Consider the following 19,986-nt stretch of genomic DNA (forward strand, 5'->3'; position numbering starts at 1 on the left):
TCGCCCGGCCTGTAAAGCGGTAGTAAGACAAGTTTTTGGGGAGTCGCCAAGCTGGTTAAGGCACCGGATTTTGATTCCGGCATGCGAAGGTTCGAATCCTTCCTCCTCAGCCAAATATAAGCGTGTAGATTTAACGATTTACACGCTTAAATTTTTTGTAGATTCCTGTCTGTGACAGGAATTCTGGTTTTAAGACATCGTTTTCGCTGAAAAGGGTACAACGTTGAGTAACGCCAACATGATGGTTTTTACCGGCAATGCCAATCCGGTACTGGCACAAGAAGTCGCCACACATTTGGGCATTGAACTAGGGCGCGCAGATGTTGGCCGTTTTTCAGATGGTGAGATCATGCTCGAACTGCTGGAGAACGTACGTGGCCGCGATGTATTCGTGCTGCAATCGACCAGCTACCCGACCAATGACAGCCTGATGGAAGTGATGGTGATGGTAGATGCATTGCGTCGCTCATCCGCCGGACGTATCACCGCAGCGATCCCTTATTTAGGTTATTCGCGCCAGGACAGACGCCCGCGCTCTGCCCGGGTGGCGATCACCGCCAAAGTCGTAGCCAATATGCTGACCAGCGTCGGCGTCAACCGGCTGCTGACCATGGACCTGCACTCAGACCAGATCCAGGGTTTTTTTGATATCCCGGTGGATAACATTTACGCCACACCTATCCTGCTGGATGACCTGGTGCAGCAAAAGCATGAAAACCTGGTGGTGGTATCACCGGACGTAGGTGGCGTGGTACGTGCACGCGCTGCGGCTAAACAGTTGAATGCCGACCTGGCGATCATTGATAAACGTCGTCCTAAAGCCAACGTGGCCAAGGTCATGAATATTATCGGTGAAATTGAAGGCCGCACCTGTGTCATCATGGATGATATGGTGGATACGGCAAACACACTGTGTGAAGCCGCCGCTGCCCTTAAAAACCAGGGCGCATTGAAAGTGGTCGCTTACGCCACGCACCCGGTGTTATCCGGCGGTGCCGGCGAGCGCATCATGGCTTCAGAACTGGATGAACTGGTAGTGACCAACACCATCGCCTTGAATGCCAATGCACAGAATTGCCCCAAGATACGCCAATTGAGTGCTGCCACCCTGCTGGCAGAAACCATCAAGCGTATCAGCCAGGAAGAATCAGTTTCTTCGCTATTTATGGATTGAAAATCCATAAATCAAGTTAAATGGCCTGGATTGATCCATAAATCAAAATATAGGCATGGATTAATTCATAAATTAAGAGATAGGCCAGAATTAAAGTTTAGTTTTACACCACCAGCTGGTCGCGGCGGGTGGATCTTAGTGTAGTGCCACCATTTATGGTGTTTATAGGAGTTTTCAAATGAGTATCGAAATTAAAGCCGTCAAACGTGACGTTAAAGGTACGGGTGCGAGCCGCCGCCTGCGTCGCGCTGGCAATGTGCCAGGTGTAGTGTATGGTGGTGACAAGCCTGCTGTCTCCATCGAGTTTGATCATAAAGAACTGTTTCTGCAGTTCCGCCACGAAGCTTTCCACGCTTCTATCCTGAGCCTGGTTCTGGATGGCAAAGCAGAAAGCGTGTTACTGCGTGACTATCAACTGCACCCGGTGCGCAATACCATTCAGCACATCGACTTTCAGCGCGTGTCTGCTTCAGAAAAAATCCACGTTAAAGTGCCTTTCCACTTTGTGAATGAAGATGCAGCGCCTGGCGTTAAACTGGGTGGCGGTAGCATCTCTCACATTCAGACTGAAGCTGACATCAGCTGCCTGGCAAAAGACCTGCCAGAGTTCATCGAAATCGATCTGAGCAAACTGGAAACAGGCCACTCAGTACACTTGTCCGAAGTTAAACTGCCTAAAGGCGTTGAGTTCGTACAACTGGCACACGGTGATGACGCAGCGATCGCAACGATTCTGAAACCACGCGGTGGTGACGACTCAGCAGAAGCTGAAACACCAGAAGCACCAGCAGCGGAATAATCAGCTACTCTGGCGATTTAACGCTAAAATAAACGCGCACAACCTTGTGCGCGTTTTTTTATGGCTGACGATTGTTAAAGCAGCCCACTATTCATATTTAAAGACTTACTGATTAAAGACTAAGGCATGAGCGGGATCAGATTAATCGTAGGCCTGGGCAATCCGGGCGAAAAATACAGCATGACCCGGCACAATGCCGGCTTCTGGCTGGTCGACTTACTGGCGCAGCAATCGTCTAGCCGACTGGCTGCCGAGGCCAAACTGTTCGGCATCGCCGGCAAATGGGCCCCGCACACTGACAAATGGCTGCTCAAACCGGGCACTTTTATGAATGCCAGCGGCAAATCTGTGGCTGCGATCGCCAATTATTACAAGATCAGCCCGGCCGAGATCCTGGTGGTACATGATGAGCTGGACCTGCCACCCGGCCAGGCCAAGTTGAAGTTTGGCGGCGGCCATGGCGGGCATAATGGCCTGCGCGATATCCATGCCGCTTTGAATACAGCAGACTACTGGCGCCTCAGGATAGGCATAGGCCACCCGGGCAACAAGGCAGAAGTGGTGAACTTTGTGCTGAAAGCGGCTGGCAAAGATGAACAGCAGGCGATTGATGACAGCATCATCAAATCCACCAGCGTGACTGACCTGCTGGCGCAGGGCCAGTTTGAAAAAGCCATGCTGCAACTACACAGCAAATAAAAAAGGGCGCACAGCGCGCCCCTTTCCCCCTTTCCCCCTTTCCCCCTTTCCCCCTTTCCCCCTTTCCCCCTTTCCCCCTTTCCCCCTTTCCCCCTTTCCCCCAGCCTCTAGCCTCTAGCCCCTACGCTAATAGCCTGCTGCTGCCACTGTTGCACCCAAGCGGCAAAATCATCAGGCCGTAATGGCCGCGAGAAATAAAAGCCCTGGCCAAAATCGCAGCCCATGTCACGCAATATCTCGAGCTGGCGCTGGTTTTCAATGCCTTCGGCGATCACCTGCATGCCCAGGCTATGCGCCATCATGATAATGGCGCGACACAAAGCTTCATCTTCAGTTGAAGTGCCCAGTTCACCGACGAACGAGCGGTCTATCTTGACATAATCGATAGGGAATTTCTTTAAATAAGACAAGGCAGAATAACCGGTGCCAAAATCATCCAGCGCCACCTGCACTCCCGCCTGCTGATATTTCGCCAGCCGCTCGCTGACCTGGGTATTGGCATCCAGCAATAAGCGCTCGGTGATCTCGACCACCACCATATTGCGCTCACTGCTGCCATGCAATATCTCTTTCAACCAGTCGTGCTGCCTTTTATATTCAGCAGCGAATTGCACCGGCGATTTGTTGATCGCCACCTGAAAATCAGGGTTTAATGAGGTGCGCCACTGACGGCACTGCTCGATCGCGCTTTTAAATACCCACTCGCCTATAGGCACGATCAGCAGGGTATCTTCTGCAATACAGATAAATTCCATGGGCGGGATCACGCCTTTGTCCGGGTGCTGCCAGCGTATCAAGGCTTCGGCTTTGAGCACGGCATTTGTTTGCAGGTTGACCACCGGCTGATATTCCAGAAAAAACTGCTGGCCGTTGATGGCCATGTGCAGATCATGCGATAACTGCATGCGCCGCTCTGCCTGCTCCTGCATGCGTGGCGTGAAATAGGTGAAGCAATTACCGCCCTTTTGCTTGGAGGCATACATGGCCTGGTCTACCCGCTTCATCAGGTCCTCTTTATTGCTGGCGTCATCGGGAAAGATGGCGATGCCCAGGCTGGCGGCAACATAGGCGTGGGTCTGCTCCAGCTTGAATGGCTCAGACAGGCTATCAATGACCTTCTGCGCCAGGTCTTCCACATAGCCGGCATGCGCATTACTCAGCATCAGTACAAACTCGTCACCACCCAGGCGCGCGACCTGGCCGTTTTCATCCAGGCAATGCGTCAGGCGCTGCCCGGCCTGTTGCAACAGGCGGTCGCCCTGGTCATGCCCTTGCGAGTCGTTCACTTCTTTAAAACGGTCCAGGTCGAGAAAGATGATCGCCACTTTGTGATTATTGTGTTTGACCTGGCGCAACTGCTGGTCCAGCCGCTCAAAAAACATGCGGCGATTAGGCAAACCGGTCAGTGTATCCACATTGGCATATTGCCAGATCACCTCTTCTGACTGCTTGATCTTGGAGATATCGGCCAGGGTGCCCAGCAGGCGTATGGACATACCGTCTTCGTCGCGTTTGAACACCATGCCACGGTCAAACACCCATTTCCAGCTGCCGTCTTTGCACGCCATGCGGTACTCCATCGCATAATGATCGCGCTCGCCGCTCAGCACCTGTTGCAACATGGCCATCGCCGCCGGGTAGTCGTCCTCATGAATACGCTTATGCCAGCTTTCGGGCTGATGATCGAACTCATGCGGCAAAAAGCCCAGCATGCTTTTCCAGCGGTCAGAATACACGATGCGCGCCTCAGGCACATACCAGTCCCAAAGCCCATCACCGGTACTTTCCAGTGCCAACATCCAGCGCTGCTCGCTGGTGTTGAATTCCTGGTTGGATTTCTCCAGCGCCTGCTGGGTCTGGCTGCGCGTCACAGCGAAATAGGCGATCCCGCCCAGCAAGGCACTCAGAAACACACCCAGCAAACCAATGCGGTTAGCCTGGCTGTAATCGATCGCCGACTCGAACGCAGGGGTAGAACGGGCACGCAGGCTCCACACCTGGTCATTGATATTCAGCGCATGCGACATGCTGTAAAGCGCCGAGACATCGTGCAGACGCAGCTCGTCATGGCTGTGATACAACGGCGTCTGCCCGCGCCCGCGCAGCTGGTCAAACACATCAAAATGCAATTGTTGCTGCTCGGTCGCCTGCAGGGCCTCGTGCAAAAAAGCGTTGACGTCAAAACGCAGGAACACCCAGCCGTTCAACATGCTCCTGCGCGCGCCTGCCGGGATATCCAGCCGCTTGCCGCGGTAGACCGGGGCATGCAGCACATAGTTTTTTTGCGCCGGGACCAGCGCATCCACCATAGAATGGGTAGACATCACCAGCCGCCCGCTATCGCCAGCCGTGAGCAGATCGTCGCGTATCAGGGCATTGCCAAAAGTGTCTTTCAGCAATATTTCACGGTTGTGATCGTTGCGCGGTTCCACATACAAAACCGGGGCTACCTCCTCGGCGCCGGGCGCATACCTGCCCTGCCTGAGCAACTGTTGTACCGTCATATCCAGATGTTTAAAGGTCTCGGGGTGTTGCAGATGTATGTATTTGATAAAGCCGATGGCGCTTAAACTGCCGCTCTCGGGGCGTTCAGTAAATTCATCTACATACAGTTTGAATTCATAGGCAGAAACATGCTCGGAGGAGGTGTAAAGCTGCTCTACGCCTTTAAGCACCTGGCGATAGGCATCAATGCGATGTTGTATATCTTCGCTGGCAGAGATCACCAGTTGCCTGAACTGGATCTCCTGCAAATCTTCTGCGTGGTGGCGCTCGCTCATCCACAGCAAAAACGTGGTCAGCACCGCTCCCGAAAAGATCACCCCGGCGATCCAGCGCGACATTAGGAGTTGCCGCAGCGATGCCATATCGAAAAGAAACATTACTCATCCTTGTCCAGGAAGGTGCATGACAGCTTTTATTATGCCCCCACTCTCATGCGATGTATATTGTAATCATCCTGCCTGCCGCCCCATTACAAGCAGCAATTGCAAGATACTTTTGTTGTATTCGTTTACTAACGGTAAAATATCACTTTTATTCAATGCCAGCCGCAAAAACTTGCGCGGCAGCACACACTGAAAGTCACTCCATTATGAAATGCGGTATCGTCGGCCTGCCAAACGTAGGTAAATCCACCCTGTTCAATGCGATCACCAAAGCCGGTATCGCCGCAGAAAACTACCCTTTCTGTACCATAGAACCCAACGTCGGCATCGTTGAAGTGCCGGATACCCGCTTGCAACCGCTGATAGACCTGGTCAAACCGCAAAAAGTACAACCGGCCATCGTTGAATTCGTCGATATTGCCGGCCTGGTCGCCGGTGCCTCCAAAGGCGAAGGCCTGGGCAACAAATTCCTGGCCAACATCCGCGAAACTGACGCCATCGCCCACGTCGTGCGCTGTTTTGAAGACGGCAACGTCATCCACGTTTCCGGCAAGGTAGACCCGCTGGCCGATATCGAAGTCATCAACACCGAACTGGCACTGGCCGATATGGAAACTGTAGAAAAGACCCTGCAGCGCGAAAGCAAAAAAGCCAAAAGTGGCGACAAAGAAGCCATCGCCCTGGTCAAAGTGCTGGATAAAGTACTGCCATGCCTCAACGAAGCCAAAGCCGTGCGCACATTGAATCTGGATGCCGATGAACTCAACCTGATCAAGCCCTTATGCCTGATCACCGTCAAGCCTGTCATGTACATCACCAACGTGATCGAAAACGGTTTTGAGAATAACCCGCACCTGGACAAAGTGCTGGCGCTGGCAAAAGCCGAAAAAGCCCCGGTCGTCACCATCTGCGCCAAGATCGAAGGCGAGATCTCCGAACTGGATGAAGAAGACAAACTGCTGTTCCTGGAAGAACTCGGCCAGGAAGAACCAGGCCTCAACCGCGTCATCCGCGCCGCCTATGATCTGCTGGGCCTGCAAACCTACTTCACCGCCGGCGTGCAGGAAGTCCGCGCCTGGACCGTGAAAAAAGGCGCCACCGCCCCGCAAGCCGCTGGCGTCATCCACACCGACTTTGAACGCGGCTTTATCCGCGCCGAAGTGATCGCCTACAACGACTACGTGCAATACAAAGGTGAGAAAGGCTCACAAGAAGCCGGCAAAATGCGCCTGGAAGGCAAAGAATACATCGTGCAGGATGGCGATGTCATGCACTTCAGGTTTAATGTCTAATTAGCTGAAAAGACCACGAAACTATATAAACCAATGTTGTCGTCACTAGACACAACTGCTATAATCGCGGTCTTTCAAATGGTGATGTAGCTCAGCTGGTTAGAGCACAGGATTCATAATCCTGGGGTCGAGGGTTCAAGTCCCTCTTTCACCACCAAATACCGAACGGCTTCCTGAGATGGAAGCCGTTTTCATTTGGGCAGCTTGCCCATCAAGAATAATGGATACATTTAACCAATAGTGTTTTGACTCCTGGGCTAAATACTTTAATAAAAAGTCCCGCTAGCACCTTTAATTATTTCTGCTTAACCTCTGCTGTAAGCCGGTTAAAGCATTAAGGTTTTCTTCGCAGATGGCGCGAAATCCGGATGTGATCCTTCCATCCTTTGCTGCAATACTCCAAAATTCTGTCGCCATTTCAAAGGCTATATCCCATACACCCTCTTCCTGAGGCATAGGCAATGCAATCTTAAACATTCTTTCTGGCACCTCCCCGCCTGCGAGAGGCGCATACAGCATAGGCAACATGTCATACGCTGGGGAAAGTTTAACTTCCGGTTCTATGAGAAAGGTTAAGTTGCCGAAGTGCATATCAGTATTCGCAATCAACTTACCAAACCACCACAAAATTGAAATGTCATTGATCAGGTCTGCAGGTATCACTTTCTCTTGTATCAGCCGCTTGGCCGCATCGACCCAAGAGCCACTACCTATGCCAACAAAAGCATTATCCAGACTCGCCAATGACGCACAGGCTATTCGGCCTAACTCGCCAACGCGATCAAACCGTTCAATCTCAAAAAAGGTCCTTCCTTGCGACTGAATAATTCTACTTAGTGGAGCATTTAATCTTTCTGACTTTCTAATGACCTCGAGAGCCAAATGCTCACAGACAAGCAAATCGGACCATCTTCTGACAGCAGAGGACTCATCAGCACCAGAAAACTTAACTATGACATTTGAGTTAGACCCGGCTGAGAAATATCGCTTTGTCGTAAATTTGGGGAACTCCCCTCCTGCACTTGAACCTGTACCGCCAAACTGAGTGGCTAGATTTGCCAGTTCGGGGTACCTTTTGGGGATTTGCTCTTCAGTGATGGGAGTGGTCGGATTGGCGACTGTATGCAAAAAGTCTTTATACGCAGCATCCCCTATGATTAAATTACCATGTGTATCACTGCCTTTGATAGTTAATACATAGGTCACATCATCATCGGACCACTGTTCAGGATTTTCAGAAACACCAAAGGATTGTGAAATCTGCCTGGCTAAACTTCTTCCTAAAAACCCCTGCGGCCGCATATCTGCCAAAGGATATGGCAATCCATCCCACCAAGAAGTTGTGTCTTTGGCAACTGGCCATCCCATAGCCCTGACATCCAACACCGCCCCCAGGGAAGAGGCGAGACTCAGGTGAGTGAGCAAGGAACCCTTACCATTTCTATCAATTTTATATACTGGAATTAACTCGGCCTTGCCACGTAACATCCGGCGTAGTGCATATCGTGCATTTTTTGTTGTTCCAATACGCACAATTTCATCACCTCGCTCTTGAATAATACGTAGAACAGTTGGTGAACTTACATCCAATGCCTTAGCTAGCGTCGCAGCATCCGTCACTCTGCGTACACGCAACTCATGGTCGAGTAAGTATCTAGCGCTTTTATTGATAGGTCTCATCACACTTATTTAATAAGTTATGATTAGAATAATATTTTATTTTTTTATTAAAATCAATAAATTATGAATTTATAAACATTAGTTTTGATTAGAAAATTATAGTTTATTTCCGAGAAGGATATTGTAGGCAGACATTTCTGAACTAAACGTACTTCGCTATCAAGAAATGCTTAGCCATCTGCCTGGCGATAATCACGATAGGCTTGAATGGCTGTTAAACACAATGCAAACCAGGCAATCGCTTCTAGAAAGCCTGCCAGCACATCACTCAGATAATGCGCGCCAAGGTACATACGGCTGAACGCAACCAGCACGACCATCACCAACGCTGCCAAGGCTACACAGCAAGCACGGACCCATGAAGTTGTTTGTGAAATCAACAGTGCGGCCAATACGCCATAAAAAGCCGTAGTGGCGACTACATGCCCGCTGGGAAAACTGTAGGTAGTCAGTGTGACGAGTGGATTTTCAAAGGATGGACGGGCGCGGTGAAAGGCTTGCTTGGCCAGCAAATTGAGCAACATGCCGCCTTGTACAACCAGCAATATAGCCAACGCTGCGTACCAGCGTTTTTTCCAGATGAAATATAAGGTGATCAGCGCGGACACTACACTGAGGACTATAGGTTCATGCGCATGCGATAGCGCCAGCAGGCATTGAGTGAGCTGTGGTCTGCTGTGTTCATGCAGCCAATGGGCAAGCTGGATATCAACGCTGGTCAATCCACCACCGCTCACGACATTCGCGGCCACCAGCGCAAATAGTGATACCGTGATGACCAGTATTATGATGCCAGCCGTTAAATGCAGGCTTGGGAAATCTCCCGCTGCCGATCTGATTTTTATGCTGCCTTTCACCATAGCTAAAACCACCATATCTAAAATTGAGCAAGCTCCAATAACTTGGTTTCTGCAATGATAAATCGGGAAGATACTGAATCAAAATCCAGCCGTTCGGCCTGGCAGACATGCGGCTGTGCTGCGTCATAGCGGATCAGATTCACTGAGTTGGGTTTGCCCTCGCGTATCCGCGTGGAGACGGCAGTACCTGCGGAGATAGACCATAACGGGCGCGTCACATCTTGTAATTTCTCTCGCAGATTGCGAACATAAGCCAGATGAATATGTCCGCTGAAAATCAGGTCTGCTCCCGCTGCAGCCCACGCCTTGATTGCCTGCTGGTGCCCATGCAGCAAATTCTCTTTGTCACTTTCCCGTTCGACGTATACCGGCTGATGCACAACCACGATACGCAATTGGCCTGGTGAGGCATTTTGCAATTGCTGCGAAACTCGCTCAATCTGTTGCGTAGAGACTTCACCATCCGCATGCCGCCATGGCCGCGTGGTGTTCAGTCCGATCACAAGTACATCCTGATCAGAAAACTGCGGCTCCAGCTCCTTTCCGAATGCGCGGAGGTAATTTCCATAAGGATTAAACACGCGGGCGAAAAGATTAAACAGGGGAATATCATGATTGCCCGGGATTACCAGCTTCACAGGCGCTGCCAGTGCATCGACAAAGCGGCGCGCATCAGCAAACTGTTCGTGCCGCGCACGCTGGGTGACATCACCAGAAAGGATAGCGATATCTGGACGCAGTTCTTGCGTCAGCTGCACCAGCGCAGCAGTCACTGCCGGCTGTTCAGTGCCGAAATGCGTGTCGGAAAGATGAAGGATCACGCTCAAGCGTCGTCTCCAGTCGAAACAGGCACGATGAGGCGCAATGGTTTTGGCCCGACGCGGAAGGTCAAAGGCGGCTGCATGCGGGAAACCTCCCCATCCATCGCGACTTTGACAGAACGCTGCTTGCGGCGCGACAACGGTTCCACCACCAACTGACTGCAGGCAAAGTGGGTGACATTTGCCGCCTTGTTCAGCACGCCAAACAGGCCATGAAAGGCAACGGCCGCCCGCTCACTCACACGCATGGGCGGCAGCGCAACAATGGCAAGCTGACCATTTTTAACGTGCTCAGCTTCGGCTTCCAGCCCGATATCAGCCAGCTGAAGCGCATTATTGCCAACAAAGATGGTGGAAGCAGGAATGACATTCTCCCCGCCCTGCCGTTGGCCGCCGCTATATTCAATGCGCAGCAACATCTTGATATCGCGCTTTAGCAGCGTTAATAGCGCCGCAAATTTTGCCACGATACGGCTGCGGCCATGTTGCTGTTTAAGTTGTTCCCGGTCGGCCAGCAATTGCGGATAAAGGCCCAGGCTGGCATTCACCAGAAAAACCTGGTCATTTAACAGCCCGACCTGCACCTGTCGTTCACTGCCAGCGCGTATGCCGGCAATCAACGCTTGGGCTGCCAGATCCACATCCAGAGGCACATCATTATCACGCGCAAAATAATTGAATGTGCCTAGCGGCACCACGCCAAACGGTAATCCGGCAGCCACTACCGCCCGTGCAACAGAGCGTATCGTGCCATCCCCGCCAGCGGCAGCGACGACGCCATTACGCTGGCTGGCCTGCGCGATGGCCTGTTCGGTCATTGCAGCCAGGTCACCCGGACGCTGGCAAAAAAACAATTCGTAGGGTTGTTGCGCTTGGGCAAAGATTTCTGCCAGCTGATTTGAGATTTCCCCTGCATCTTTAGCCCCCGAACCTGCGTTGAGGATGACAAATAATGGAGGAAAGTGACCAGCGGCATTCTCTGCAGAATCCGCCTGAGGCGCTAGTGAGTTATTCATTATATTGAATATACAGAAATTTCTTGCTGAAGTTGCATTTCACCTTGCATTTCACCCAAACTAATCTCACTGCTGGACTGTGCAAAATGTAGTTGCGCGACCTAATGACAATGAATGACGAATTTTAATCCGCGGCCATAGTCGTATATGCTCCATACAAACTAAGAAAAACAAATATCAGGTCAGCCATTATTTAACATCAATGGCTGATTTTTTGCCTAAATCTGACAAGGGTGGTGTATAACATCGCAGCACATAATGCCAACCAACTTTAGTCATCAAAATTAAATTTGTTGGCAGTCGTCGTATTTCATTTACCTGTTTAAGCAATTCCATGTCGAATCACTCAGCCCCACAGATCCCACTGTCTAAAGCCAGGCAGAACCTCATCATTTTTGCGCTCTCCATAGGCGCATTTGCCATCGGGGTCAGCGAATTCTCCAGCATGGGCTTGCTGTTAGAAATCAGCCGCGGATTAGGTGTATCAGAATCCCAGGTCGGCGCTTCTATCAGCATTTATGCTTTAGGCGTTGTGGTTGGTGCGCCTTTGCTGGCTATTTTTGGTGCCGGCCTCAAAAGAAAAAACTTGTTGCTGCTACTCGCCATGATGTACGCCATTGCCAACATTGCCAGCTCGCTTGCCCCAACTTACGGCACACTGCTGATCGCCAGATTTATTTCAGGCCTGCCACATGGCGCATATTTCGGCATAGCCTCGTTAGTGGCCGCGTCTATTAGCCCGCCCGCACAAAAAGGCATGGCCGTCACCAAGGTCATGCTGGGTCTGGCCGTCGCCATACTGGTGGGCAACCCGCTTGCAGTATGGCTAGGGCAGCAATTCACATGGCGATTGGCGTTTGCCTTAGTTGGCGTGCTGGCATTCATTACCTTGTTGATGGTTAACAAGTCACTGCCTTTGGATGCAAACGAGAAAAGATCCAGCCCTATGGAAGAGTTGGCCGCCTTTAATCGACTACAGATCTGGCTGGTTTTATTGATAGGCGTTTTCGGTTTCACCGGCATGTTTACCGTATTCAGTTACATGGCACCGGTGCTGGTCAATGTCACCAGGGTTTCCGAGTCATATATGCCGTGGGTGGTGGTAGCTTTTGGCATAGGCTCGATTATCGGCATGTTGTCAGGTGGCAAAATCGCAGATGCCATGAAATACAAAGGCGCATGCCTGCTGATCGTGTGGTCTATATTTGTTTTAGCGATGATTCCATTTATTTCCGGCTCACTGCCGGGCATTTTGATCGCCGCAGTTGCCGTAGGCACCATGATGGCGCTACCAGTCACGCTACAAACGCATTTGATGGAAATTGCCGGCGATGCACAAGTATTATCTGCCGCCGCCATTCAAGCCGCTTTAAATACCGCCAATGCTTTAGGCCCCTGGCTGGGCGGCGTGGCGATTGACCACGGGCTAGGTTACAACGTATTCGGCACCATAGGTGCGGCTACCTCATTGATCGGTTTGCTGATCTGGCTCATCTCTTACAAACTGGCGCAAGCGAACCTGCGCGCTAAATAGCTAGCTACAGGCCTAAAAAGCTTTAAAATAGTGCAATTGAATTAATCTGAATATCTCAAAGCCAACCTCTGCATGGAAATCACCAACAGTTTTGAATTGGAGTTTATTGCCTATTTTTCCATGCATCTGGAGAATTTCCATAGCGAACAAAACCATCCCAAAGACACCAAACAAAGGGATAGGTACTCTCAGTTGATCGCATTTATTAAAGAGTCGCCGTTTGAAAGTGCGCTGGAAAAATATCGGCAGATATCACTCGCGGATACCGACATCAGCCTGTTCAGCGACTCCACCATTAAAATGGCGCAGAGGCTGGCAAGAATCGAGATGGACTTGCCACTAGTCCCTGATTAACCAGCAGCCATCAATACACTCAGGTAGGCCAGCCATTAAGTTAATCGCCAATCTCGCCATCGCAGAAGATCTTAAAGCAATCTTTAAGTATGTCATTTCTGTGCGCACGCTGTGTGAATTGACTGCCAAAACCGGCAGTCTGGATCAACGCTTTACGCCTTCCCCCACGGCCATAGAGGGCATGCTGGGACATTTGGCAGTGGCTTTCAGACGCGAGCATTACTACCAGACCGAGATCTCCCTCACCGGTGAATATCAGAATATCTTTGTGCGTGGCAGGGCTGATGGCTATGACCCAGAACTCAACCAGCTCGAAGAGGTGAAAACCTACAAAGGGCATCTGGATCGCATGCCTGAGAACCACCGTTTATTGCACTGGGCGCAGGCCAAGGTGTATGCGTATTTGATGTGTCTGGAAAAAGAGCTCCCATCCATCAACGTTGCACTGGTGTATTACAACGTGACTTCCAAAGAGGAAACACTGCTGGTTGAAGAATATTCGGCAGCTAGCTTGCAGGCATTCTTTGAGTCATTGTGCAGCAAATTGCAAGTTTGGGCCGAGCAGGAACTGGCACATAGAGCCAACAGGAATACCGAATTATCCAGACTCACTTTCCCGCACCCTGAATTCAGGACTGGCCAGAGAGTGCTGGCAGAATCGGTGTATAAATCAGCCATGAAACAACGCCACCAGTTGATTCAGGCGACCACGGGCATAGGCAAAACACTGGGCACTGTGTTCCCCTTATTAAAAGCCATGCCTGAAGGCAAGTTGGATAAGGTGTTTTTTCTGACCGCTAAATCATCCGGCCGCGAGTTAGGATTGAATGCGATCAGAACCGTGCAAAAAAGCAATCCCGGTTTACCTATCAGGACACTGGAATTAGTCTCGCGCGAGAAGTCCTGCGAGCACCCGGACAAAGCCTGTCATGGCGAGTCATGCCCGCTGGCAAATGGTTTTTATGACCGCCTGCCCAAAGCCAGAACTGAGGCGCTGGCACGCAACATGATGGATAAAGCCACCATCAGAAAGGTCGCGCTTAAACACCAGGTATGCCCATATTACCTGTCGCAAGATCTGGCTAACTGGAGTGATGTGGTGGTTGGCGATTACAACTACTATTTTGATCTGCACGCGCTGCTCTATGCCGGGACTGTGCTCAATGAATGGAAGGTCAGTGTGCTGGTTGACGAGGCGCACAACATGATAGAGCGCGCACGCAAAATGTATAGTGCAGAACTGAATTATGGCGCTTTCAGCGAAATGCTGACGCAGGCGCCTAAGTCACTAAAAACTGTGCTGGAAAAACTGAATGTCTGCTGGCTGGTATTGAATCGTAGCCAGACCGTGCGTTATGAAGTTTACCCCTATATACCTGAAGAGTTTGAAGATCTACTGCAACGGGTGATTTCAAGAATCACCGATTACCTGGCAGAGTACCCCACTTTCAACGACGCAAAAGTGCTCAACTTTTATTTTGATGCTTTGCAATTTGCCACCCTGGCCGAAACCTTTGGCGATCATTCGCTGTTTGACATCACTAAAACCGAAGCCAGTGTCGGCCTGTTTCAACAAGACGCAACGCTATGCATACGCAATGTGATCCCGGCAAAACACTTAACTCCCAGGTTTCAGGCAGCCAATTCAAATACCTTGTTTTCCGCGACATTAAGCCCACCCTCGTTTTTTAATGACATGCTGGGCATGCCCGAAAACACCAGTTTTCTGGATGTGGAATCCCCGTTTGCAGCCAGGCAATTGCAGGTGAAAGTAGCCAGACATATTTCAACCAGGTTTAAAGAGCGGCAATCTTCACACGAGCCCATCGTGCATCTGGTGGCAAAGCAATTCATAGAGCGGCCTGGCAACTACATATTGTTTTTAAGCAGCTTTGATTACTTGAGCGATGTGCAGGCATTATTCAATAGCATATACCCCGCTATCCCCACGCGCGCACAAGCCAGGGTCATGTCCGAAAGCGATAAACAGCAGTTTGTGAATGACTTCACCCTCACCTCAGAGGGCATCGCCTTTGCGGTATTAGGCGGTTCATTCGGCGAAGCGATCGATCTCACTGGCGACAGATTGATAGGCGCATTTATTGCGACCCTGGGCTTGCCACAGATCAATGATGTGAATGAGCAGATGCGCTTAAGAATGGAAAAGATATTTGGCCTGGGTTATGAATACACCTACCTTTACCCCGGATTGCAAAAAGTGGTACAGGCAGCCGGCCGCGTGATACGCACCACCAATGACACCGGAGTGATCCATTTAATGGACGACCGCTATCATCAATCCAAAATCAAAAAGCTATTGCCCAAGTGGTGGCCTTCAGCAGATCATTAGGGTATTCATCCAGCATAGCACTGACAAAAAATGAACATTTCTCAGCTCACTACATCATATAAGGCTACACCAGTGAGTTGACTAACTTCTGACCATGAAGCTTTCGGCAAAAATAAAACTAAAGCGCCTGGAAATCATAGCCATCGTTGAGAAAAACCACGCTTTATACCCCAGAATACTGCTCAACGACCTAAAAGGTTATGACCTGGATGAAACATTCCTGGAGATCGTGGTCGACCGCACTTATGAGTTCATGCCCGAGGATATAGGCAAAATCCAGCATCAGCTGGAACAGTTGCTAGCCGTAGCGATATACGCTTACACCCCCAACCAGTTGCCCGACTCACATAGAGAAAAGCTGCTAGCGATGGCACGAGTGATCTGATTTCATCGCTAGAGCAAACTTTCAATGAATTTAAATCAGCTGCCGTAGTCGTATGTGTTCCCATTCAACAATAAGGAAAACAAATGCACGTAAGCTTTGAAGTCGCACAAGAAATCATTGAAAAAGCAGTAGAGAAATCCAAAGAGATCGGCGTCAAGATGTGTATCGCCGTGCTGGATTCTGGCGGCAACCTGAAAAGCTTCACAAGAATGGATGATGCCTGGGTAGGCAGTATCGATATCGCCATCAAAAAAGCCAAAACCGCCTGTTACTTCGCCATGCCATCAGGCGAGATAGGCAAACTCTCAGTGCCAGGCTCGCCTTTATACGGCATAGAACACTCGAATGACGGCCTGATCACTTTCCCCGGCGGGCTACCGATCGTGGATGAAGAAGGCATGCTGATCGGTGCGATCGGCGTCAGTGGTGATACGGTTGAGAATGATCATTTGGTTGCACAAGCTGGTGTGAATGTCGCTGGTGTCTGTGATATTCCTAAGCATCCATGGCGGACATGATTTCATCCATCAACGAAGTGTCTTAATACCTATATTTAATTTAGCTTTTTATTTCACTCTAAAAGGGCTTTCAGAAATGTTAGCCCTTATCATTAATTGCATTCCTCAATTAACTTCATTAAGTTCGGCTTGCAGGTATCAAGCCGCTCTTAGAGCAGACGGTTTCACATCAGCGTTGAATTTCTCTCTCGCCTGCCACAGGTCATAAGCGGTTTGCTCGGCCAACCACACATCAGCACGGCCACCATTTTCCACACCCAGCCACTTTTCTAACCGCAATGCCATTTCAGGCGAAATCGCTGCTCTTCCATTTAATACTTTTGAGAGCGTTGGACGTGCGACCCCTAACTGATCGGCAGCCTCGGTCACGGAAACACCCAACGCCGGCAAAATATCTTCACGCAGTGTTTCTCCGGGATGCGGAGGCTGGTGCATTCTGCTCATAGTGATCCTTTCAATGATAGTCCTGATAATCGACCAAAACGGCATTTTCATTTTCAAACGTAAAGGTCAGTCGCCAGTTTCCGTTCACCATAATTGAATAATGCCCTGTCAGCTCACCTTCGAGCGAATGCAGGCGGATGTCTAATTATAGAAAGTTTTCTACTGCCTGTATAAATAATTGCGGTTGCTCGGCATGCACCCAATGGTCGGTCGGCAAACTGATAATCTCTGCGTCTGCAAACTGGCTGTGAATCTCGGCCACATCACTCTCACTCACGTAATGGCTACGCTCCCCGCGTATAAACAGGCTGGACTTTGCAAAGTGCGCTGAAAGTGCAGCCTGAAATTTAGGATAGTTATCCCTGATTGCTGGCAGGTTGATCCGCCACTGTAACTGCTCTTCTACTTTTACCAGGTTAGTCAGTAAAAACTGGCGCACCATCTGGTTGCTGATCGGGGCTTTTAATTCGCGATCAACATCATTGCGTGATTGCGCATGGCTTAAGTCTACGGTCATCATGGCGTTGATCAAATGCGTGTGTTCATCTGCATAAGCGCGCATCGCCATATCCACCACGATCAGCTTGCTGACCCGCTCCGGGTATTGCGTGGCAAACTGCATGGCGACCTTGCCGCCTAAAGAATGACCGAGTAAACAGATCTGTTCCAGCCCTAAGGCATTGCATAACTGCAGCAGGTCATCTGCCATGTCAGCATAGCTTTGCGACTCACTATGCGGCGAGCGGCCATGGTTACGCAGGTCAATGCTGATCACCTGGTAGTGCTGCGAGAAATGCTTGGCGATATTGCCCCAGTTATCGGCGGAGCCGAACAGGCCGTGTACAAGGACGAGTGGCGGCCCCTCGCCTAGCGTTTGATAGTGTAGTTGCATGTGTTAGATCGCCGGCATGAAACGGCGGTAGCAGTTATTAAGTGACTTTTTTCTTGACGGCTGCATCAAATATTTCGTGGTTGATGGGTGATTCCAGACGGCCGTTGTTGAGCAAGGTCAGCACCAGGTCTATCGTTGTTTCATTGATCACGATTGCGCCGTTCTCGACTTGCAGCCCCCAGTTTTTGGACTGGTTGACCTTGACCAGCTCTTCCATGAACTTGGCATCTTTGTAGTAACCGCTTTTCTGGATGGAAGACACTTTGCGCAGGTAATTCAGGTTGGCACCTATGTGCTCTTTAAGCAAGGTCGCATCGCTGAAGATATTTAAATCGACAAATTCCTGCAAGACCACATCGCGGTTTTTCTCCATACCGGCGCGGAAGTTCAGCGTGCTTTCAAACTCTTTTTTGTTGGTGATGAACGTGGTGCCGTCATAAGTAAAAAAATCCACCTGGGTATCTATGGTGAAGATTTCTTTTTCATCCAGGTCTTTGAGTTCCTGATCTTTAAACTGGATAAAAGACACATGCGACAGGCGGGCTGCATGATTGAATTTATTGATTTTGCGGTAGGCGTAAATGGCCTGATCCTGGTGCTCCAGTTTGATCACCATGGCCCATGAATCCAGCAATTGCTCATATTGCTCGACCTTGGCGTTGGCAGTGCCTTTTTCGATCTCTGCCTGGATCAGCATCACATCAGTATCGGATGAAGCTATGGTTAGCAGGCTTTTGTCCTGATCAGCAGTCAGAAAGTCGTAATCGTCCAGCTGGTATTCTTGATTGAGGATTTTTTCAGTGACTGCGTTTTTGAGCTTTAGCTCCAGCTTGCTATCAGTATCCACCTTCAATACCGAGTACTTTGCCTGTTGCTGGCTGAGTTTTCTTTTCACCAGCCAGAAAGTAGTTACCCAGTGCTTGAAGTCACTGGTGCGCAGGGTTTGCAGCGCTTGTTTCACATGAGTCGTCACTAAGATTCTCCTTCGCCTGCTTCCTTCGTGACTTCAACATGAGTGACAAAGTACATTAAATTGGAAAGCCGTTTGATCGCACAGTAATCGCCGACCTGGAAATGCTGTTTTGAAAGCAGCAGGCCCTGCCTCTCTTGCGTGCCATCCTTAAACTGGCAGTCATACAAACCATAGCCCGCCAGCGCCAGTACCGGATTAACGAATACATTTTGCGTACGGTATGACAGCACGAACATCAGGCTTAAGAAGATCGCCAGGCACAGCAGCAGCTTCCAGTCACCGAGATCAAACTTGTAAAAAGACATCATATAGGGGATGGTGTAAGTGAACATATCCGCCGATTTATTGGAGATTTTGCTGATTTTGACCGGCACGCCCTGCTTGATATTGCGCGCGGCACTCATGGCAAACAAGGCACTGAAAGCAAAGATGACAAAAATGACCAATGCCCTGAACGGGTGCTCAAAGTAGAATGACTCTTCGTTTAAATCCTTAATCAGCAGGATCAGGCCTAGTGGCGCGTAACCGCTGATAAAGATGACTAGCGCCGATAAAAAATGCAGTTGCATAGTGTGAGTTTTTAACCTAAAGAAATGCAGTTGAGCCTGCGTATCATACCCGGCAAGAATACAGGCAGTTTCACTTGCAATCAAACCTGCGTAAAGTCAGCCCATTCCTACGTCACTATCAGAATAAAGTGTATTCACGCCATGACTTGATTTTTGAATAATGGAACCTCCTAAATCCACTCAAGAAGGAAACATCATGAAAAATACAATCAAATCATTATTGCTGGTAAGTGCATTGGCTTTGCCTATGGCTGGTTTTGCTGCTGACGGTGACTCACTGGGCACTAAAGTAGAAGATTCAGTGATCACAACAAAAGTAAAAGCAGCTTTCGCCAAAGACAAAGTAGTCAGCGCAACTGACATCAGCGTTGAAACTGACAGCAACGGCCTGGTACAACTTTCAGGCAATGCAAAATCAAAAGCTGAAGCACAAAAAGCAGAAAAAATTGCTAAGAGCGTTAAAGGCGTGACCGCCGTTAAAAATGAAATCGTTGTTGCTAACTAAGCAGCAATGGATACTTAGATAGACAAGACTTACAACTCGCCACATCTAAGAGCAAGACTTGCCCATAGGAATGCCCCCATTCCTATGGGTATTTAATTTTGGGCGCACGCCCCGCCTGTGCTGCTAACATAGACTTGATCGCATACCTGTCACAACCCGGCATCGTTACTACTTCCAACGCGGATTATTAACTATCGCGCATCTCGGCCAAGCACCCTATAATGCCCTGTATC

The 19,986-nt window shown here is 49.9% G+C and carries 20 protein-coding genes and 2 tRNA genes; 12 read left to right on the top strand and 10 right to left on the bottom strand.

Annotated elements, in window-relative coordinates; genetic code table 11:
* Positions 1-36 precede the first annotated feature (36 nt).
* The 4 genes from ACFQ1Z_RS07195 (at position 37) to pth (ending at position 2,672) form a co-directional block, all read left to right on the top strand.
* Positions 37-113 (top strand) — tRNA-Gln (locus tag ACFQ1Z_RS07195).
* A 125-nt stretch (positions 114-238) separates the two neighbouring features.
* Positions 239-1,174 (top strand): ribose-phosphate pyrophosphokinase, encoded by a 936-nt coding sequence (locus tag ACFQ1Z_RS07200; protein WP_379057193.1) that lies wholly within the window; start codon positions 239-241, stop codon positions 1,172-1,174.
* A 178-nt stretch (positions 1,175-1,352) separates the two neighbouring features.
* Positions 1,353-1,973: a 50S ribosomal protein L25/general stress protein Ctc gene (locus ACFQ1Z_RS07205; protein WP_379056651.1), complete on the top strand. Its 621-nt coding sequence runs from the start codon at positions 1,353-1,355 to the stop codon at positions 1,971-1,973.
* Positions 1,974-2,099: 126 nt separating this feature from the next.
* A complete protein-coding gene (gene pth / locus ACFQ1Z_RS07210) occupies positions 2,100-2,672 on the top strand; it encodes an aminoacyl-tRNA hydrolase (protein WP_379056652.1) in 573 nt (190 codons plus the stop codon).
* Positions 2,673-2,779: 107 nt separating this feature from the next.
* Here the strand turns inward: pth and ACFQ1Z_RS07215 are convergent, their stop codons facing one another.
* Positions 2,780-5,515, bottom strand: coding sequence for a bifunctional diguanylate cyclase/phosphodiesterase (locus ACFQ1Z_RS07215; protein ID WP_379056653.1), 2,736 nt, complete (start codon positions 5,513-5,515; stop codon positions 2,780-2,782).
* Positions 5,516-5,766: 251 nt separating this feature from the next.
* Between ACFQ1Z_RS07215 and ychF the strand changes: the two genes are divergently transcribed.
* Positions 5,767-6,852, top strand: a complete 1,086-nt coding sequence (gene ychF, locus ACFQ1Z_RS07220; protein WP_379056654.1) for a redox-regulated ATPase YchF — start codon at positions 5,767-5,769, stop codon at positions 6,850-6,852.
* A gap of 80 nt (positions 6,853-6,932) precedes the next feature.
* Positions 6,933-7,009, top strand: a tRNA-Met gene (locus ACFQ1Z_RS07225).
* Between the two features lie 134 nt (positions 7,010-7,143).
* On the opposite strand, the gene yjjJ is transcribed toward ACFQ1Z_RS07225, so the two are convergent.
* The 4 genes from yjjJ to ACFQ1Z_RS07245 all read right to left on the bottom strand — a co-directional run bounded on the left by yjjJ (position 7,144) and on the right by ACFQ1Z_RS07245 (position 11,229).
* Positions 7,144-8,532, bottom strand: a complete 1,389-nt coding sequence (gene yjjJ, locus ACFQ1Z_RS07230) for a type II toxin-antitoxin system HipA family toxin YjjJ (RefSeq protein ID WP_379056656.1) — start codon at positions 8,530-8,532, stop codon at positions 7,144-7,146.
* Positions 8,533-8,702: 170 nt separating this feature from the next.
* The gene (locus ACFQ1Z_RS07235) at positions 8,703-9,392 is read right to left on the bottom strand and encodes a phosphatase PAP2 family protein (RefSeq protein ID WP_379056658.1); all 690 of its coding nucleotides are present in this window, start codon (positions 9,390-9,392) and stop codon (positions 8,703-8,705) included.
* A gap of 17 nt (positions 9,393-9,409) precedes the next feature.
* Complete coding sequence (locus tag ACFQ1Z_RS07240) at positions 9,410-10,213, bottom strand: metallophosphoesterase family protein (RefSeq protein ID WP_379057194.1); 804 nt, start codon at positions 10,211-10,213, stop codon at positions 9,410-9,412.
* Between the two features lie 2 nt (positions 10,214-10,215).
* On the bottom strand, positions 10,216-11,229 hold the full coding sequence (locus tag ACFQ1Z_RS07245; RefSeq protein WP_379056659.1) for a diacylglycerol/lipid kinase family protein: 1,014 nt from the start codon (positions 11,227-11,229) through the stop codon (positions 10,216-10,218).
* Between the two features lie 334 nt (positions 11,230-11,563).
* Between ACFQ1Z_RS07245 and ACFQ1Z_RS07250 the strand changes: the two genes are divergently transcribed.
* From ACFQ1Z_RS07250 to ACFQ1Z_RS07270, 5 genes are all read left to right on the top strand, one after another.
* A complete protein-coding gene (locus tag ACFQ1Z_RS07250) occupies positions 11,564-12,763 on the top strand; it encodes an MFS transporter (protein WP_379056660.1) in 1,200 nt (399 codons plus the stop codon).
* Positions 12,764-12,835: 72 nt separating this feature from the next.
* Positions 12,836-13,117: a hypothetical protein gene (locus tag ACFQ1Z_RS07255; RefSeq protein ID WP_379056661.1), complete on the top strand. Its 282-nt coding sequence runs from the start codon at positions 12,836-12,838 to the stop codon at positions 13,115-13,117.
* A 118-nt stretch (positions 13,118-13,235) separates the two neighbouring features.
* Positions 13,236-15,467, top strand: a complete 2,232-nt coding sequence (locus ACFQ1Z_RS07260; protein WP_379056663.1) for an ATP-dependent DNA helicase — start codon at positions 13,236-13,238, stop codon at positions 15,465-15,467.
* A 94-nt stretch (positions 15,468-15,561) separates the two neighbouring features.
* The gene (locus ACFQ1Z_RS07265) at positions 15,562-15,852 is read left to right on the top strand and encodes a nucleotidyltransferase (protein WP_379056665.1); all 291 of its coding nucleotides are present in this window, start codon (positions 15,562-15,564) and stop codon (positions 15,850-15,852) included.
* Between the two features lie 83 nt (positions 15,853-15,935).
* On the top strand, positions 15,936-16,370 hold the full coding sequence (locus ACFQ1Z_RS07270) for a GlcG/HbpS family heme-binding protein (protein ID WP_379056666.1): 435 nt from the start codon (positions 15,936-15,938) through the stop codon (positions 16,368-16,370).
* 138 nt (positions 16,371-16,508) lie between these two features.
* Here ACFQ1Z_RS07270 and ACFQ1Z_RS07275 read toward each other — a convergent pair whose 3' ends face one another.
* From ACFQ1Z_RS07275 to ACFQ1Z_RS07295, 5 genes are read right to left on the bottom strand one after another with little or no spacing between them, the layout of a single operon-like run.
* A complete protein-coding gene (locus tag ACFQ1Z_RS07275) occupies positions 16,509-16,859 on the bottom strand; it encodes a HigA family addiction module antitoxin (protein WP_449288889.1) in 351 nt (116 codons plus the stop codon).
* Positions 16,825-16,905 (bottom strand): hypothetical protein, encoded by an 81-nt coding sequence (locus tag ACFQ1Z_RS07280; RefSeq protein ID WP_379057196.1) that lies wholly within the window; start codon positions 16,903-16,905, stop codon positions 16,825-16,827. Before ACFQ1Z_RS07280 ends, ACFQ1Z_RS07275 begins: the two co-directional genes overlap by 35 nt.
* A gap of 54 nt (positions 16,906-16,959) precedes the next feature.
* Positions 16,960-17,706, bottom strand: a complete 747-nt coding sequence (locus tag ACFQ1Z_RS07285) for an alpha/beta fold hydrolase (RefSeq protein WP_379056667.1) — start codon at positions 17,704-17,706, stop codon at positions 16,960-16,962.
* A 37-nt stretch (positions 17,707-17,743) separates the two neighbouring features.
* Positions 17,744-18,679 carry a Kiwa anti-phage protein KwaB-like domain-containing protein gene (locus tag ACFQ1Z_RS07290; RefSeq protein WP_379056668.1) on the bottom strand — a complete coding sequence of 312 codons (936 nt, stop codon included), beginning with the start codon at positions 18,677-18,679 and terminating at the stop codon, positions 17,744-17,746.
* A complete protein-coding gene (locus ACFQ1Z_RS07295) occupies positions 18,679-19,248 on the bottom strand; it encodes a hypothetical protein (RefSeq protein WP_379056669.1) in 570 nt (189 codons plus the stop codon). The genes ACFQ1Z_RS07290 and ACFQ1Z_RS07295 overlap by 1 nt, the downstream gene beginning before the upstream one ends.
* A gap of 196 nt (positions 19,249-19,444) precedes the next feature.
* Between ACFQ1Z_RS07295 and ACFQ1Z_RS07300 the strand changes: the two genes are divergently transcribed.
* Positions 19,445-19,753, top strand: a complete 309-nt coding sequence (locus ACFQ1Z_RS07300) for a BON domain-containing protein (protein WP_379056670.1) — start codon at positions 19,445-19,447, stop codon at positions 19,751-19,753.
* Positions 19,754-19,986 lie beyond the last annotated feature (233 nt).

This window comes from Methylophilus luteus, assembly GCF_042676265.1.
GTDB lineage: Bacteria > Pseudomonadota > Gammaproteobacteria > Burkholderiales > Methylophilaceae > Methylophilus > Methylophilus luteus.